Source organism: Lysinibacillus sp. GJ-1, from assembly GCF_021166035.1.
In the GTDB taxonomy this organism is placed as follows: domain Bacteria; phylum Bacillota; class Bacilli; order Bacillales_A; family Planococcaceae; genus Lysinibacillus; species Lysinibacillus sphaericus.
Window position 1 is genome coordinate 887,787 of sequence record NZ_CP088912.1, and the last position, 16,361, is coordinate 904,147.

A 16,361-nucleotide genomic window follows, 5' to 3' on the forward strand; every position below is an offset into this window, starting at 1 on the left:
ATTTAGGGATTCTTTCTTTCACAAGAATTCATATAGACAGAACCAATGTCCTAGGTACACATGAAAATACAACAAAGAAAGAGGGGTTTAATTAAGCTATGATGAAAGGGCTTAAAAAGTGGCGTCTTTTTTCACTTCTAGCAGTGATGATGGTTTTCCTTTCAGGTTGTGGTGAAGATTATATTTCTGCACTGAAACCATCTGGTCAAGTAGGTAAAGAACAATTCAACCTATTATTGTTGGCTACTGGAATTATGACGTTAGTTATAGTTGTAGTATCTGTTATCTATTTACTTGCATTCTTAAAGTTCCGCCGTTCAAAAGTAGGCGAAAATGTTATTCCTAAGCAAGTAGAAGGTAGTCACACACTTGAAGTAATTTGGACAGTTATTCCTATTATTTTATTATTAATCTTATCTGTACCGGTTGTTACAGCTACTTATAAATTTGCAGATGTTGCTGCAATGGACGAAGTAGATGAAGCAGGTAACAAAACGGCTCTAACAGTAAACGTAACTGCAAAATTATACTGGTGGGAGTTCGAATATCCTAACCAAGGGATTGTAACAGCTCAAGAATTAGTTGTACCAACAGGTCAAAAAGTTTACTTTAACTTAAAAGCTGCTGATGTTAAGCACTCATTCTGGATTCCCGCGATTGGCGGTAAAATGGATACGAACGTAGAAAACTTAAACAAATTCTACTTAGTATTTGATAAAGAATCAGCAGATCTTAAAGATGGCGTATTCTATGGTAAATGTGCTGAGCTATGTGGCCCTTCACACGCACTAATGGACTTTAAAGTAAAAACAGTTAGCCCAGAAGCATTCGATGCTTGGGTAGCAAACATGAAAGCAACTGAAGGACAAACTGCTTCTAAAGATTCAACTGATTTAGGTGAAGCAACATTTGCTAACAGCTGTTTAGCTTGTCACGCTGTATCTGGCGTAGGCGGTACTGGTGGCGTTGGTCCTAACTTAACTACATTCGGTGACCGTAACCGAGTTGCAGGTTTCTTAGACCATAATGAAGAAAGCTTAAAAGCATGGATTAAAAATCCAGGAGAATTCAAACCAGGTAACTTAATGATGAATCCTGAAGGTACTGCACCAGTTTATGGTGATTTAACTGATGAAGAAATTCAAGCTCTTGCAACTTACATCATGGGCTTATCAGTAGAGAAATAATTTTTGTTTATGTAACAAACTTTGAGGGAGGTAAAAGTTGTGAGCTCATATACACAGAAAAAGGGCTTTGGAGCAGCTGTCTGGGATTACATTACAACTGTTGACCATAAAAAGTTAGCTGTAATGTATTTATTAGCCGGTACATTGTTCTTCGCTATCGCTGGTTTTGAAGCGTTATTAATGCGTATTCAGTTAATGAAACCAAATAACGATTTCGTGTCAGCTGGTTTTTTCAATGAATTATTAACGATGCACGGAACAACAATGTTATTCCTTGCTGCGACTCCATTACTATTCGCATTTATGAACATGCTTGTACCATTACAAATTGGTGCACGTGACGTTGCATTCCCGTTCCTTAACTCGTTAGGGTTCTGGTTGTTCTTCCTAGGTGCTGTATTCCTTCACCTGTCATTCTTTATGGGTGGCGCTCCTGATGCGGGCTGGACATCTTATGCATCATTATCTTTATATTCTCCAGGTCATGGTATTGACTTCTATGTACTTGGTTTACAAATTTCAGGGGCAGGTACGTTAATTTCAGGTCTTAACTTTATCGTTACGATTATTACAATGCGTGCTCCAGGTATGACATTTATGCGTATGCCATTATTCACTTGGACTACATTAGTAGCAAGTGCATTAATCTTATTCGCATTCCCTCCATTAACAATTGGTTTATTAATGATGTTAGTTGACCGTATGTTCGGTGGTAACTTCTTTGACCATACAATGGGTGGTAACACAGTAATTTGGGAACACTTATTCTGGATCTTCGGACATCCAGAAGTATATATTTTAGTATTACCAGCTTTCGGTTTATTCTCGGAAATTATCCCAGCATTCTCTCGTAAGCGTCTATTCGGATACTCTTCAATGGTATTCGCAACAATTTTAATTGGTTTCCTAGGCTTCATGGTTTGGGCTCACCACATGTTCACAACTGGTCTTGGGCCAACTGCGAACGCAATCTTCGCTGTTGCAACAATGGCAATCGCCGTTCCAACAGGTATGAAAGTATTCAACTGGATCTTAACTATTTGGGGCGGATCTATTAAAGTTACGACACCAATGCTATATGCACTTGGTTTCATCCCGTCATTCGTTGCGGGTGGTGTTACTGGGGTAATGCAAGCATCTGCTCCACTTGACTACCAATTACACGATTCTTACTTTATCGTTGCTCACTTCCACTACGTAATCGTTGGTGGTATCGTTACGGCTTTATTCGGTTCAGCGCACTTCTACTGGCCAATTTTCTTCAACCGTATGTTAAACGAAGCGCTTGGTAAATTGACTTTCTGGGTATTCTTTATCGGATTCCATTTAACATTCTTCGTGCAACACTTCTTAGGTTTAATGGGTATGCCACGTCGCGTATTCACTTACATGGAAGGTCAAGGTTGGGATCAGTTCAACTATATTTCTACAATCGGTGCATTGATGATGGGCGTAGGGGTTATCTTAATGGTAATCAACTGCTTAATGTCTATCAAAGGTAAACCAGCAGGTCGCGATCCATGGGGCGACGGTCGTACTTTAGAATGGTCAATTCCACAACCAATTCCATTCTACAACTTCCGTCAAACACCACTTGTTCGTGGTCTAGATCCATGGTGGATTGAAAAGCAAGAAGGAAATAAAGAAGTAACATTTGCTGAGCCAATTGGTGATATTCATATGCCAAACAACTCTGCAATTCCATTCGTTATTTCTTTAGGTTTATTTATCGCAGCATTCGGTGCTCTTTATAATGCAGATGCTGATAAATCATGGTCAATTTATGTGTTAATTATCGGTCTTGCTATTACATTTGGTGCAATGATTGTCCGTTCTGTTAAAGACGATCACGGTTTCCACCTACACAAAGAAGACATTCTTGAAATTGAAGAACAACTTTACGGTAAAGGAGGAAATAAATAATGGATTACAATACTAAATTTACTCCTCATACTTGGCCAGACCATCCTGAACAAGCAACGATGGAAGGTAAAAATAAAATCGTTGGATTCTGGATTTTCCTTGCCTGTGAAGTTGTACTTTTCGCAAGTTTATTTGCTACTTATTTAGCACTTAAGAACAAAGGGCCAGCTGGCATGGAGTTCACAACACAAGGTTTATTTGAATTACCGTTAGCATTTGCTATGACGATGTTATTATTAACATCTTCACTAACTTCAGTTTATGCAATTTACCATATGCGTAATTTTAATTACAAAGGTATGCAAACTTGGTTAGCAATCACTTTACTTTTAGGTCTTGGCTTCCTTGCCCTAGAAATTTATGAGTTCCAACACTATGTGCATCTTGGTTTCACATTTGACCAATCTGCATTCGCAACTGCGTTCTATACGCTAGTAGGTACACACGGTTTCCACGTATCTTTAGGGTTAGTTTGGATTACAACTTTACTTATCCGTAACGCTAAACGTGGTCTTAACTTGTATAATGCACCTAAGTTCTTCGTGGCTGCCTTATACTGGCACTTTATTGACGTAGTTTGGGTATTTATCTTTACAGCAGTATACTTGATGGGAGTGATCGGATAATATGTCATCACATGATACACCTGTAGTTGCTAAGTCTCAAGCTCAATTTGAATATGATCGTCATCATAATGCCGTTCATATGCGTAAACAAGTAATCAACTTTGCGATTATGATTTTCTTAACATTTATCGCATTCGCTGTTGTTGCAGCTGGTTTTTCTAAATACTTTATAGCGCCATTTGTACTATTGCTTGCAAGCGTTCAAGTTGTCCTACAACTTTATGCTTTCATGCACTTAGAAGACAAAAAAACACACTTCGGTGGTGTGATTGCATTCTTTATGTGGATGGGAATATTAATCGCATTTACATTCTTCTTAGCATTTTTAACAATTATTTGGTGGTAATCACCAAAAATGAGCATGTTCTCTGCAATTTGCAGAGACGTGCTTTTTTCGTTTATAAACAGAAATTGATCGCTTGTAAATTGTTCACCGTTCGTTCATTGCAGTATAGCTGTAAGCGTTTTATAATGGGAGTACTGAAGTTTTGATTACGTCTCGGTATAAATAGGTCTTTATTTATAGTGTCTGCTTTTTAAATCTAGGACATGTGCCAGAGGCTTAACTTTGTTTGTAGAAGTTTGTTTCCAAAATAAGTAGAATGTTTTAGCGTGCATTACACTTTAGGTGTTAGCAATGTATGCTGAAATAAGGTAAAGGAGCGCTAATAGTATGCCACTTAGTATATTTGGTTTCCAAGCTTTATGGAGCCCGTATTTAATAGGGGTTCTCGTTTTTATAACAGCAATCTATTTTTTAGTGACAACGAAATGGCGTAAAGATTTTAAAGTCAGTGAGCCGCTGAAAAAAGGTGAAGCGATTTATTTCGTATTGGCAATGATTACGATTTATATTATAAAAGGCTCTCCAATAGATGTTATGGCTCATATCATGTTTACGATGCATATGGTGCAAATGGCTATTCTTTTATTACTTGTACCAATTTTCCTTATTAAGGGTATTCCTTGGTGGGTATGGAAAGTTGCGATTGAAGCGCCAGTTGTCAAATCATTATTTAAAGTGTTAACATTACCAGTGGTTGCGATATTTGTTTTTATTGGTCTATTTTCTTTCTATCATTTACCGTCAGTTTTAGACTACATTAAATTAAACGAGACGTTACATGGTACATATACTTTTGTATTATTTATTTCTGCTGTGTTAATGTACAGGCCTTTGATTCAAAAAATGCCAAATAGCTCTGAAATGAAACCTTTGCATAAATTGGCTTACATTATTGCCAATGCGGTTTTAATTACACCTGCGTGTGCATTAATTATTTTCGCACCGAATGCGATGTATGAAACGTATACGAGTGGTGAAGCATGGTTAAAGGCAATGGAGTTATGTGTGCTCCACTTTATCTAGCTTATCATTATCTGGACCAGAGCTATTTACAGATATGAAGCCTGTGGCGGATCAGCAACTTGGTGGAGTGCTTATGAAAATATTGCAAGAAATTATTTTTGGTGTATTAATCGGGGCTATCTTTACAAAATGGTATCGTTCTGAGCAAAAAGATCCTGATAAAATTACTGCCGATGCATTAAAAGCACACCAACAGAAATGGGAAAGAGAACAACATCAGCTTTAATAAGAAATTTATATTGTATAAGGGGTTTTGTGAATGGAATTGCAAATTTTGCCTACTATAAGTACATCATTTATCGTGATAAGTGCAGTACTTGTAGCAATTGGTTGGGGCTTAATTATAAAGGGAAAAGTAGAAGCGCATAAAAAAGTTATGTTAGCTGCTGGTGTTGCTGCACTTTGCTTCTTTATCATCTATGCTTCACGTACGATCTTTATTGGTAATACAGCGTTTGGTGGCGGTGAGGATTTAAAACCTTATTATACATTCTTTCTAATTTTCCACATTACTTTAGCAACTACTGGGGCAGTGTTTGGGATTGTTAGTATTATTTCAGGGTTAAAAATGAACATTAAGCTTCACAAACGCATTGGACCAATTACTAGTATTATTTGGTTTTTTGTAGCAGTCACAGGTGTAATGGTATACATGTTGTTATATATACTATTTGAACCAGGTGAAACAACGTCTGTTATTAAAGCAATTTTAGGATTTTAACGCAAAAATCTCCCTCCTTACTCTTTTGTAGGTGGGAGATTTTTTATAGAAGGCTGATTGAATAAAGATAGTGCTACCACAACAAGTAAAGGACCGATTAAAATACCGAGAAAACCAAATATTTTAAAGCCGACAAACATTGCGATAAAAGTGGAAAGTGATGAAAGCCCGATCTTGTCTCCTATAATTTTTGGTTCAATCATGCGTCGTATTAAGAAAAGAATGACTGTCAGCGCAATTAAGGCAATTGCAAAGACATAGTCACCTGTAAAAGCTTTGTAAATTGCCCAAGGTACTAGCAAAATAAACGAGTCTAAAAAGGGGATAATATCTAATACGACAAGTAAAAGTGCTAATATGAATGGAAAAGGTGTTTTTAACAAGTAAAATGCGATTAAGGCTACTGCAAAAATGCAAACACCCACGAGTAATTGTGCCTTTACAAAGCCGAATAATGCCACTTTCACTCGTTCCCCAATAAAGAGTATTTTTTGTTGGTAATGAAAGGGGATAGGAGTCAGAAGTTTTCGATTAATTGCAGGTAAATCTAAAAGCAACATATATAACACAATCCAATAAACGAAAATATCAAACAATTGATTTGGGATATGTGTCAGTATTGATGACCAAACATTTATATTTGTTAATGAAAGGGCAAATTTTTCAATGGAAGAGAGTGCTCGTGCTATCATGAATTGAATTTGTGTTACGAGATCTAAAGGTAAATGATACGTATAGTTAGCTAGTTTAGATTGAATTTGAATCCAGAGTGCTGATAATTGGTTAAGGTAATCTGGAATATGAATAATAATCGATGAAAATTGTTTCCAGCTTATAAAGCCTACCAAAATACATAGTAATAGCGTTATGCAAAAAAATAATAACCAAAAAATGGAGACGATGATTTTTCGTTTTTTTCGAAAGCGTTTGCTCATTCGGATAATGAGAGGTTCTAATAATAATGCGGTTACATAGGCAAGAAGTATGGGAAAAGATAAGGATAAAAACCAAAGTATAATCAATCCTAAAGCGATAACGATTATTGGATGACGAAAAAAAGGTTGTTTAAGAAATTGTATCAAGAATCTCACCTACATCATTTGAAAGATATTGTTAGTATGAGAAGAAAAAATTTTTTTAGTCAAAATAAAAAAGACTGGACCACCAGTCTTTTCTTGATACATATCTATTTGTTATGACAAGCTCGCATTTTTAATAAGATGCAAGTGGTGAAGGCATTGGCTTTCACAAGAATGTCGTTAGCGCTAATTATGCGTTAACAGGCTCCAATGCTTTTTTATTAGAAGGAGATTCAATTGCGAATGCTTCTAAGTCTAATCTTACTTTGTTTAAGATTTCGTCACATTTTTTGACAAGGTGAGCTGGGAAAACTTCATCTGCACCATACTCAACGCCGTGTGGATAGTAGTATTTACCAAGAACTGGTTTCATTAATGTTAGAACTGCATCGTGTGCTCCAACATCACCAGATTGCGCATAGGCGAATACGCGTAGGTAGTAACGACCTTCACGAGTATCAAAACGACGGTCAAAAGTCATTCGTTCGTAATCCCAAGCACCGTCACATTCTAAACCATTTTTTTTCATAATGTTTTCAATCAGTTCTTGGTCAGCTGTTAAATTTTCAAGGTTAGTGTTCTCAAAATACATCTAATAATCCTCCTTTAGCTTTTTATACAAAGTATACGCTCATTTTTATAATAGAGCATATTCGACATTGTTGCAATGACAACATTGTGTCAACACGTTTACAATTGATATAATAACTTACAATAATGGTGAAGAAAAGGAGTCGTGTATGAAAGCTTTATTTCGCATTTTAATTGCCTGTGCAACAATTGCGTTTATCGGCTTTATGTTCTTTAATACTGCAAAAGAAAATGAGCCACTCGAAGGACCAAATGCCAATTCGAATATTATTCCAAAAACAGAGCTGGAGCAGCCAGATGTAGGTGCGATGTCCCGTCCGCAAAGTGGTATGTCGACATTCATTGGACAAGGAACTCAGATGATTGTAGAACAATACGGTGAACCAGCAAGAAAAGAACCTTCGTCATTTGGTTACGAATGGTGGGTTTATAACACAAGTGTGTCAACATTTTTTATGCTAGGTGTGCAAAATAATATCGTGACACAAGTATACATAGCCGGAGATAAGTTGGATGCTTCACCTTTTAAAATTGGTCAGAAGCGCGACGATATTTACCGAATGACAATTATTGACTATGAAGTAGCAGCGAATGTAGGAGAAAATATTTTCATTTTTTCTATGAGTGAAGAAGATATGCAGACAAGACTACTCGTTAAATTTGACGGGCTTTTTGCACAGCTTTATGTTGATAGCGAAACAGGTGAGCTACAAGGCGTTCGCTTTACAGATAGTGAGACGTTAGTACTACATCAGCCTTATGAAATGATTTATCAAGGTGAGCTTGTGAGTCCAACACCTCCATCCTCCTTTTTACAACAGGAAATTAATGAAGCAAGTGCTAGACAGCTTGATGATTTAATTAACGTCACGCGAGCTCATCACCATTTAGCGCTATTGGAACGTGATGAAAAATTAGAAGAAGTGGCAAAACTACACAGTGAAGATATGAAGGTACAAAATTTTTCTGGTCATGAATCACCAACGAACGGCGATTTAAAGAAACGTTTAGATGCACAGGGTATTGTTTTTAATAATGCGAATGAAAATCTAGCAACTGCGTACTTCGATGCTATTGAAGCAATGCATGGTTGGCAAAATTCACCAGAACATCGCAAAGTCATTTTAAATGATAAATATACGGTAGTAGGGTCAGGTGTCTTTTTAAATTACTATACCCAAATTTTTATGGAACCTACAAAGCAAAAGGATGACAGTGAGAAAGATGCAAGCGAAGAATCTGTTGAGAATTCCGATGAATAAGGTGCCAGTCACTCACACAATTTTAGAGAATGTCTTGATTACATCAAGACATTCTTTTTGTGCTTAACACTTTCAAATTGAATGGTTTTTCTTTTTCGTCTAGGTTATAGCTTGCAAGATTGCACCGTTTTTGGCACTTGGAGCCACCTGCATTTTTCGTCACACCGTTATAAAGTCATATGATAGAGAACTGAAAGGAGGAGAAACCTTGCAATTAGCTGAGCTATTGAAAGATTGGCCATGTAGTGTAACCGGTGGATCCATTCGTACAATAATTACTGGTGTTGAGGATTATGCACAGGCGGTGAAGCCTGGAGATATCTTTATTGTACGGAAAGGGAAAAGGACATCGGGCAGTCGTTTTGTCAAAGAAGCACTGGCAAGGGGTGCGGCGGCCGTTGTATCCGAGGAAAGTATTGCCATACCATTTAACGATCAAAATATCCCGTTTGTGTGGGTGCCCAATACGGCATTGTTTTTATCTTATGCAAGTGCAAAACTGACCGCTTTTCCAGCAGAGGCATTATCAGTTATCGCCATTACAGGAACAAATGGAAAAACGACGGTGAGCCATTTTGTGAGCCAATTACTAGAAGCTGTACATAAAAATGTAGCAGTTATTGGAACAGTGGGCTTCTTTATTAATGGACAAAAACAACAAACTGAATATGAGCAATTAACAACACTGCAAGCAAAAGAGCTACATCCCATATTAAAACAATGTGTACGACAAGGTGTGACACACGTTGTGTTAGAAGCATCCTCAATGGGTTTGCAACAGCATCGATTAGATCATTGTGATATTGACTGTGGTGTATTTTTAAATTTATCAGAGGATCATTTAGAAGACCATGGGGGACTTGAAGCATATAAGCGTGCCAAAAAGAGGCTAGCAGATTTATCGAAAAAATTAGTGTTAAATGGCGATGATAATTTCTGTCGTTCCGTTGGTATTTACGATAAGAAAAAATCATGCTCATTCGGTTTTGACAATCACAATGATTTACATATCCAAATTGTGAGTGAATCCGTTGGAAAAACAGTTATCTGTCTGCAAACGACAGCAAGTGAGCACATCATCGCTATCCCCTTTGTTGGTAAATATCATGTGCAAAATGCAGTAGCTGCACTAATGGCGGTGTGGCGTCTAGGTTTCTCCATTGATGAACTTGCTGAGCATATGTGGGCGCTAAAGCTTCCGGAGGGCAGACTTGAGCGAATTGATAACCCGCTTGGTATTGATGTATATGTAGACTACGCACATACAGCAGAAGCATTGCAGGCTGTACTACAAACTTTCGATAGTAAGAAGACCATTTATCTTGTATTTAGTTGTGGCGGTAATAGAGATAAGGCAAAACGATTTGCCATGGGGGCTGTGGCTAGTAAGTATGCAGATGTAATTTTTTTAACGACTGATAATCCGCGTGATGAGGACCCGATAGTCATTAATGAAAGTATTATTGCAGGTTTCTCTGAACAGCAATACTATGAAATTTTTTTGGATCGTAAAGTAGCGATACATCAGGCATTGGCAAAAGCACAAAAAGGGGATATTGTTCTTGTTGCCGGAAAAGGGCATGAACAAACGCAGCAAATAAAAAATCAAAAATTCCCTTTTTCCGACCAACAATGTATTAAAGATTATTTTTCAGAAGTTAAGACGGACGGCGCTGAATAACGAAGAAAGTAGCGGTAGCAATCGCCAGTTTACGCCCTGTCTCATCCTCGATATCACATTCCATAACAAGCGTTTGTCGCCCTTTATGAACAAAACGTCCTCGTGCGATTAACTCTTTATTGGTCGTGGTTGCTATATACGAAATGTTAAGATTAGTAGTCACAACATTAAAGCCTTCTGCAACAGAACGTGAAGCTAATCCTCCCATTGCTGCATCAGCGATTGTTGCAATAATGCCTCCATGTGGGACTTTAATAGTATTATGAATAACGGGCGTAATAGGTATTCGTACTTCACTCACTTCGGGTTTAAAGTTGCCTACCATATGTAAAGCGGCATTTATATAACGTCGATGTATGCCTTGTTGTTTATCGCGAATGCCATTGAGCAAGTGTAGCAATACTTCCTCATCCTCCGCTGTACTATGTTGTAAAATAGTAGCGAGTAATTCTTCAATTTGCCCTTTAGATGATGTACCCAATTATAAAACTCCTTTATTTAGAAATATCAATAATGTAAAATTACCATAAAATCTGTTATGATGGGAAATAGATTGGGGGAATTAAAATGATGATGACCTCTGAATGGGCAATCATTTTGGATTAGGCCGATGCGCTTTGTGAAATGATTCTTTCCTCTGAACCTGCGCATACGCTAAAGCTCGCGTATAATGCTGTCTATAGTGATACGCAATTAGTAGAAGCTATTTATGCATTTGGTCGCATGAAGGAGCAATACGAAGATGTACAACGTTTCGGAAAATATCATCCGGATTATCATACAATTATGAAATCGATTCGTCAGCAAAAGCGAGCACTCGATTTAAATGAAAAGATTTCAGCATTAAAGTTAGCTGAAAATGATTTTCAAGATTTGCTTGATGAAATAAGCTTGCTTATTGGTAAAACCGTATCGGAAGCAGTGAAAGTACCAGTTAGCAATCCGTTCTTTGCATCGAATTCTTCATGTGGAAGCGGTTGTGGCACAGGTGGCTCATGCTCTTGTTCAGCATAATTAAGCAGTGCGAATTAACATTGCTTCATGTCTAGACACAATACCTCTCGAGGTGTTGTGTCTTTTTTTGTGAAAATTTATAAAAGAATCCTTCTTTTTAGGAGGGAGGAGCAAATCATCTTATTTGTATATGATATTGGTTGATTGGGGCGCATGGAACGTAAAGCAACATGTTTTATTTCTATAAGTTCAAAAAGTACGTCAAAGCGACATCGCGCTATTTTTTTTGCAAGAAAAATTATATAGTAAGTGTGTAAGTAAAGTTGGAAAAAGGGGTCATGAAATGAAAATATATCGAATTGCTGTGATACCAGGAGATGGTATAGGGAAAGAAGTAGTGCCTGCCGCAATAGAAGTTTTAGATAAAATTGCACAATTAGATGGAAGCTTTAAATTTGAATGGACAACATTTCCTTGGGGGTGTGACTATTACTTAGAGACAGGTAAAATGATGCCTGATAATGGTATTGAAATATTACGAGGCTATGACCAAATTTTTTTAGGTGCAGTGGGCATGCCTGATTTAGTACCAGATCATATATCTTTGTGGGGCTTGCTAATTAAAATTCGTCGTGAAATGAAGCAGTCCATTAATGTCCGTCCAGCAAAGCTTTTACAGGGCTTACCATCGCCGTTGCGTAATCCAAATAACTTTGACTTTGTTGTTGTCCGTGAAAATTCAGAAGGGGAATATTCTGAGAGTGGTGGTCGTATGCATAGTGGGCAGGATGAAATCGCCATTCAAAATGCAATTTTTACGCGAAAAGGAACGGAACGGGCTATGCGATATGCCTTTGAAATGGCTAAAACACGTCGCCAGCATGTAACGAGTGCGACAAAATCGAATGGATTAACATACAGCATGCCTTTTTGGGATGATGTTTTTGCGGAAGTTGCAAAAGATTATACAACGATAGGACATACGACTAATCATATTGATGCATTAGCTGCCTTTTTAGTCATGAAACCAGAAAACTTTGATGTAATCGTTGCGTCCAATTTATTTGGTGATATTTTAACAGATTTAGGTGGCGCTATTATGGGGAGTATTGGCATTGCCCCGGCGGCTAACTTAAATATTGAACGCGACTATCCTTCGATGTTTGAACCGGTTCATGGGTCTGCACCTGATATTGCTGGAAAAGGAATTGCCAACCCACTTGGGCAAATATGGACAGGTAAAATGATGCTTGATTTTTTAGGCTATCAAGAACTCGGCAGTAAGGTGTTAAATGCAATGGAAGCTACTTTAGCTCAAGGCATAAAAACGGTAGATTTAGGAGGAACGGCTACAATGAGAGAGGTAACGGATGCAATTTTAAATCAGTTATCATAAGCGTAACTAAAAAATTTAAGGAACAGAGGAAAGGTGTTCATAAATTTTTGCTATATGGAGAACTTAGCTATCTTGTTGTTGGTAACGGAGGCAGTGACTCCTGCTCAGAACGCACACAGCGTAAGAAGCTGGCATTTTGCGCGTTAGCGAGGATTGCAACTTACTGTGCTGAGCGGAAAGCACCGTCGAAGCGGACAACAACGGCGCAGCAAAAAAGGTGTTAGATTGACTGCCATCAATCTAACACCTTTTCTCTTTTGTCCCAGACTCTTTTTGTCTTTAGTCATGTTGTACTAGTAATTCAACTGCGATATCAGGGCGATCGGTAATAATACCTTTTGCGCCGTTATGGATTAATTTATTCATAGTCACTAAATCGTTAATTGTCCAATAATGAACTGGAATATTTAAGTTGTTTAAAAACTGAATAAACTTTGGTGAATCGAGTGACACGACACCTGACTTTGGAGGAATTTGGAATACATCTACTTTTGGATGATATAAATGTCCGAATTGACTTGAGAATGAAGCGAATGCTTTACGAACATCTGACTCACCTGCGCCAAGTGCGACTTGATTTTGTGCATATAAATTAAAACGGTCAATCTGTTCACCATAAAAGCTAGTGACAACAACTCGATTCTCTACGCCTAATTCTTCTATTAATCGCCATAGTTTTGAAGGCATTAAACTACCTTCATACGTATCTGGTGCATCTTTAATATCAATATTGATTAACATATTTGGATAGCTTTCTAGCAGTTCACGTAGTGTAACAACGTCAACTTTTGTATCCCGATAAGGATATTCGCCTGCTAAATTCTCGAACTGATAACCATGATTTAATGCGTTTATTTCTTCTAATGTCATTTCTGATACTGCACCATAACCTTCAGTTGTACGCTCTACGGTAGCATCATGGAAGACGATAATTTCTTCGTCTTTTGTTAAGCGAATGTCTATTTCAAAGCCGTCTACACCTAGTTGTGCCGATTTTTCAAAAGCAAGCATTGTATGCTCGGGTTCTAAATGTGCTCCGCCGCGATGTGCCAAAATAATCGGGCGATCAAATTGTAATGCTTGTTTCCCTTCACGCTGTTGAGGTTTAGAAATAGCTTTACTACCTGCCCAAGCAGCTGCGCTGGCTGCTGCTATTGCAATAGCTATCTTCGTTTTCTTACCCATATTCGTCCTCCTTAACAATCAAATTAATATAAAAGGTGCTGGCGAATTCACTTGCAATGTTTTAGCTAAAGCACTTTTATCTAGCATGAGAGAATGTAAATCTGTCGATAAACGCGCTATGCTTTTCCATTATAACGGAAAAATGAGCGTTCTGTCAGCTAAACTCTGTTGCTATCATTTTCCGGTCTATGGTATGCTTTTATGTAAGAAATGAGGGAAAACTATATGAACGAACGACAAGGGCTAATCGTTTACGTCCATCAATTAAAACATGCGAAATCACTTCGAAAATATGGTCATGTTCATTACATTTCTCGTAAGCAAAAATATGTAGTACTGTATTGCGATCGAGAGGACATTGAAATGATGACAATAAAATTACAACGCCTTCCATTTGTGAAAGACGTTGTGGAATCTTATCGTCCCTTCGTTAAAACTGAGTTCGAAAATGCAAAGCCGGATAAAGCGAAGGAATATGACTATAAAACGGGCCTATAACATTAATTTAATGCTGGGATATAGTGATGTAGTCTCATTATTCCAATTAAGTATTGATAAAATAGTTTTGGCTCCGAAAATATAGATGAGTGCTTTATTTCTACAACAACCGCTTTTCGACCCAGTTGTTCAATACTTTCTTCGAACATGATTTGACGCTTTGAAGGCTTGTCCTCTTGAAATGGAATTCCTTCGCGACAAATATAAATCGGCATGAATTTACTTTCTCCGACTGGTTTTAAAGCAATAGCTAAAGAAGCAACCTTTTTATCTTCTTTTGTAGACGTTAGTATAAAGGCTTGGTGAAAGCGACCTTGATTTGTTTTAATAATTTCAAGTAGTTCATAAACATCGCCATAGCCTTCTCCTAATTCTATAAATTGTTGTGGCATATATATTGCACATCCTTTCCAATACACATAGTATCATGCTGCGGGAGGTCAAGCACATGAAATTTGCAATGAGTTTCTTTACAATTTTAGTATTAGTCGTTACAGGTGTGTTGTTTTTCCAATATCAGGCATATTCTTCTGATTTAGAATCAGGAAACGGTGGTCCATTCCACTATTCGCAAGAAATTGAGATTGTGTATCGTGAAAATAGTCTTGATATTCGTCATCATTTTAAAAATTTACCAAATCAAAAGGTGAAAATTAAATGGCCGGACGATGCAACAAACCCAACATGTTTTATCGAGAATGAAAATAGTTGTAAACGTTTATCAGAGGAAGCATCCTATTTTGCTAAAGGCGAAACAAAATCACAATCTGTTTCATACATAATCCCTATTGAGGGCGGACTGAAAGACAAAATGCTTCTTCAAAATGTATTTGCTACTTTAACGAATGGAGAAGTATCTTATTCTGTCATTCATATTTCAACAGATAGTAAAACTGTTGGTCAATGGATTACAGGTTTACCTTTAGTAGGTCAGCAACAATTATCACTTGTTAACTATACGATGTTTAGTGGAAACGGTGCAGTGAGTGATATTTATTGGCAGGCTGGTAATTTAAAGGCACAAGAACAGACGCCTGTTTTAACAATTTATGCACAGCAGGCAATTTCAAACGATTTCTTAAAATCACTTGAAAATATCAAGTTTTTAAATGATGAGCACATAGCGATTATTCAAGAGAAAAATCCTGTTGCCCAACATGATGAACGTTTATTATTTTTACCTACGCTAACACCTCAAGCGGTGGAGCAGGAAGTGATTCTTTCACAAATTCAATCGCAATATACATTTGAAAATTCACCGGCATGGTTAGCGGAAGTTGTGGCATCCTATTTAGTGAAGGATTCAATTGGCTCAGATAAGTCAAAGGCAATTGTGAAGACATTAAAAGAGTACATGACGTCAGATCAACAGGTGGCATGGAAAGATGCCATGCACAATCTTGGACAAGAGCCGATATCGCCGGTTTCAATGGACAAGCTATTATCAACGGTATTGAATGCAAAAACTTCGTATTTCCAATTGAATGCAAGCCAAGAAAATGGTACGTATCCATTATTATTGGAAGATGAGCGTAGTATTTATGTAGATGGCACAATTAAAAAAGATGTTCATGTTATTTTATATGAGGGTCAAGTATTATACAGTGCTGATACATTGCTACCATACCTAGGTTATACAGCTAGTGAAGGGAAAAACGGCTATTATGTAAATAGTGATAATCGAACATTCCGTTTCCCAAAAGAATCTGGATTTTACGTGTTCAATCAACGTAGATATTCCACAATCTCTGATCCAATTATAAAAATTGTGGATCATTATTATGTAGAAGAAGCTTGGTTACAACGTCTATTTTTAGTAGAACTACAAAAAAGTGATGGTCGTATTCAAGTGTTAACACAAGAACAAGAATAATTTTTTGCAGCGGAGG

General features: G+C 37.4%; 16 protein-coding genes and 1 pseudogene. 12 read left to right on the forward strand and 5 right to left on the reverse strand.

Annotated elements, in window-relative coordinates:
* Positions 1–98: 98 nt before the first annotated feature.
* From coxB to LO754_RS04085, 6 genes and pseudogenes are all read left to right on the forward strand, one after another.
* The gene (coxB, locus tag LO754_RS04060) at positions 99–1,187 is read left to right on the forward strand and encodes a cytochrome c oxidase subunit II (RefSeq protein WP_024362176.1); all 1,089 of its coding nucleotides are present in this window, start codon (positions 99–101) and stop codon (positions 1,185–1,187) included.
* 39 nt (positions 1,188–1,226) lie between these two features.
* Positions 1,227–3,110: a cytochrome c oxidase subunit I gene (gene ctaD / locus LO754_RS04065; RefSeq protein ID WP_024362175.1), complete on the forward strand. Its 1,884-nt coding sequence runs from the start codon at positions 1,227–1,229 to the stop codon at positions 3,108–3,110.
* A complete protein-coding gene (locus LO754_RS04070; protein ID WP_024362174.1) occupies positions 3,110–3,736 on the forward strand; it encodes a cytochrome c oxidase subunit 3 in 627 nt (208 codons plus the stop codon). The genes ctaD and LO754_RS04070 overlap by 1 nt, the downstream gene beginning before the upstream one ends.
* Before the next feature lies 1 nt (position 3,737).
* Positions 3,738–4,082, forward strand: coding sequence for a cytochrome C oxidase subunit IV family protein (locus tag LO754_RS04075; protein WP_024362173.1), 345 nt, complete (start codon positions 3,738–3,740; stop codon positions 4,080–4,082).
* 327 nt (positions 4,083–4,409) lie between these two features.
* Positions 4,410–5,331 (forward strand): annotated as a pseudogene (gene ctaG / locus LO754_RS04080) (cytochrome c oxidase assembly factor CtaG).
* Positions 5,332–5,364: 33 nt separating this feature from the next.
* Entirely contained in the window at positions 5,365–5,826 is a 462-nt protein-coding gene (locus tag LO754_RS04085) for a DUF420 domain-containing protein (protein WP_024362171.1), read from the forward strand.
* Between the two features lie 17 nt (positions 5,827–5,843).
* Here LO754_RS04085 and ytvI read toward each other — a convergent pair whose 3' ends face one another.
* Positions 5,844–6,908, reverse strand: a complete 1,065-nt coding sequence (gene ytvI / locus LO754_RS04090) for a sporulation integral membrane protein YtvI (RefSeq protein ID WP_080653308.1) — start codon at positions 6,906–6,908, stop codon at positions 5,844–5,846.
* Between the two features lie 187 nt (positions 6,909–7,095).
* Positions 7,096–7,497: a YugN family protein gene (locus LO754_RS04095; protein WP_024362169.1), complete on the reverse strand. Its 402-nt coding sequence runs from the start codon at positions 7,495–7,497 to the stop codon at positions 7,096–7,098.
* Between the two features lie 148 nt (positions 7,498–7,645).
* Here LO754_RS04095 and LO754_RS04100 point away from each other — a divergent pair, with 148 nt between their 5' ends.
* Complete coding sequence (locus LO754_RS04100) at positions 7,646–8,758, forward strand: CAP domain-containing protein (protein ID WP_231785666.1); 1,113 nt, start codon at positions 7,646–7,648, stop codon at positions 8,756–8,758.
* 208 nt (positions 8,759–8,966) lie between these two features.
* Entirely contained in the window at positions 8,967–10,439 is a 1,473-nt protein-coding gene (locus LO754_RS04105; protein WP_231785667.1) for a UDP-N-acetylmuramoyl-L-alanyl-D-glutamate--2,6-diaminopimelate ligase, read from the forward strand.
* Here LO754_RS04105 and LO754_RS04110 read toward each other — a convergent pair.
* Positions 10,417–10,920, reverse strand: a complete 504-nt coding sequence (locus tag LO754_RS04110; RefSeq protein WP_025218745.1) for a PaaI family thioesterase — start codon at positions 10,918–10,920, stop codon at positions 10,417–10,419. The genes LO754_RS04105 and LO754_RS04110 overlap by 23 nt on opposite strands.
* A 143-nt stretch (positions 10,921–11,063) precedes the next feature.
* Between LO754_RS04110 and LO754_RS04115 the strand changes: the two genes are divergently transcribed.
* Both LO754_RS04115 and LO754_RS04120 read left to right on the forward strand, forming a co-directional pair.
* Positions 11,064–11,453, forward strand: a complete 390-nt coding sequence (locus LO754_RS04115; protein ID WP_231785668.1) for a YlbF family regulator — start codon at positions 11,064–11,066, stop codon at positions 11,451–11,453.
* 283 nt (positions 11,454–11,736) lie between these two features.
* Positions 11,737–12,789, forward strand: coding sequence for a tartrate dehydrogenase (locus tag LO754_RS04120; RefSeq protein WP_231785669.1), 1,053 nt, complete (start codon positions 11,737–11,739; stop codon positions 12,787–12,789).
* Positions 12,790–13,068: 279 nt separating this feature from the next.
* Here the strand turns inward: LO754_RS04120 and LO754_RS04125 are convergent, their stop codons facing one another.
* Positions 13,069–13,974, reverse strand: coding sequence for a glycerophosphodiester phosphodiesterase family protein (locus tag LO754_RS04125; protein WP_231785670.1), 906 nt, complete (start codon positions 13,972–13,974; stop codon positions 13,069–13,071).
* Positions 13,975–14,199: 225 nt separating this feature from the next.
* Here LO754_RS04125 and LO754_RS04130 point away from each other — a divergent pair, with 225 nt between their 5' ends.
* Complete coding sequence (locus LO754_RS04130; RefSeq protein WP_024362162.1) at positions 14,200–14,472, forward strand: YlbG family protein; 273 nt, start codon at positions 14,200–14,202, stop codon at positions 14,470–14,472.
* 2 nt (positions 14,473–14,474) lie between these two features.
* On the opposite strand, the gene LO754_RS04135 is transcribed toward LO754_RS04130, so the two are convergent.
* A complete protein-coding gene (locus LO754_RS04135) occupies positions 14,475–14,864 on the reverse strand; it encodes a DUF7147 family protein (protein ID WP_024362161.1) in 390 nt (129 codons plus the stop codon).
* A 56-nt stretch (positions 14,865–14,920) separates the two neighbouring features.
* Between LO754_RS04135 and LO754_RS04140 the strand changes: the two genes are divergently transcribed.
* Positions 14,921–16,345: an RNA polymerase II gene (locus tag LO754_RS04140; protein WP_107895669.1), complete on the forward strand. Its 1,425-nt coding sequence runs from the start codon at positions 14,921–14,923 to the stop codon at positions 16,343–16,345.
* The last annotated feature ends 16 nt before the right edge of the window (positions 16,346–16,361 follow it).

What these genes read in the sequence shown, in the direction of transcription:
- LO754_RS04130 (WP_024362162.1), top strand. Translation starts at nt 14,200, where the DNA reads ATGAACGAACGACAAGGGCTAATCGTTTACGTCCATCAATTAAAACAT.
- LO754_RS04075 (WP_024362173.1), top strand. Translation starts at nt 3,738, where the DNA reads ATGTCATCACATGATACACCTGTAGTTGCTAAGTCTCAAGCTCAATTT.
- LO754_RS04115 (WP_231785668.1), top strand. Translation starts at nt 11,064, where the DNA reads ATGATTCTTTCCTCTGAACCTGCGCATACGCTAAAGCTCGCGTATAAT.
- LO754_RS04140 (WP_107895669.1), top strand. Translation starts at nt 14,921, where the DNA reads ATGAAATTTGCAATGAGTTTCTTTACAATTTTAGTATTAGTCGTTACA.
- LO754_RS04070 (WP_024362174.1), top strand. Translation starts at nt 3,110, where the DNA reads ATGGATTACAATACTAAATTTACTCCTCATACTTGGCCAGACCATCCT.
- LO754_RS04135 (WP_024362161.1), bottom strand. Translation starts at nt 14,864, where the DNA reads ATGCCACAACAATTTATAGAATTAGGAGAAGGCTATGGCGATGTTTAT.
- LO754_RS04100 (WP_231785666.1), top strand. Translation starts at nt 7,646, where the DNA reads ATGAAAGCTTTATTTCGCATTTTAATTGCCTGTGCAACAATTGCGTTT.
- LO754_RS04120 (WP_231785669.1), top strand. Translation starts at nt 11,737, where the DNA reads ATGAAAATATATCGAATTGCTGTGATACCAGGAGATGGTATAGGGAAA.
- coxB (WP_024362176.1), top strand. Translation starts at nt 99, where the DNA reads ATGATGAAAGGGCTTAAAAAGTGGCGTCTTTTTTCACTTCTAGCAGTG.
- LO754_RS04125 (WP_231785670.1), bottom strand. Translation starts at nt 13,974, where the DNA reads ATGGGTAAGAAAACGAAGATAGCTATTGCAATAGCAGCAGCCAGCGCA.
- LO754_RS04085 (WP_024362171.1), top strand. Translation starts at nt 5,365, where the DNA reads ATGGAATTGCAAATTTTGCCTACTATAAGTACATCATTTATCGTGATA.
- LO754_RS04095 (WP_024362169.1), bottom strand. Translation starts at nt 7,497, where the DNA reads ATGTATTTTGAGAACACTAACCTTGAAAATTTAACAGCTGACCAAGAA.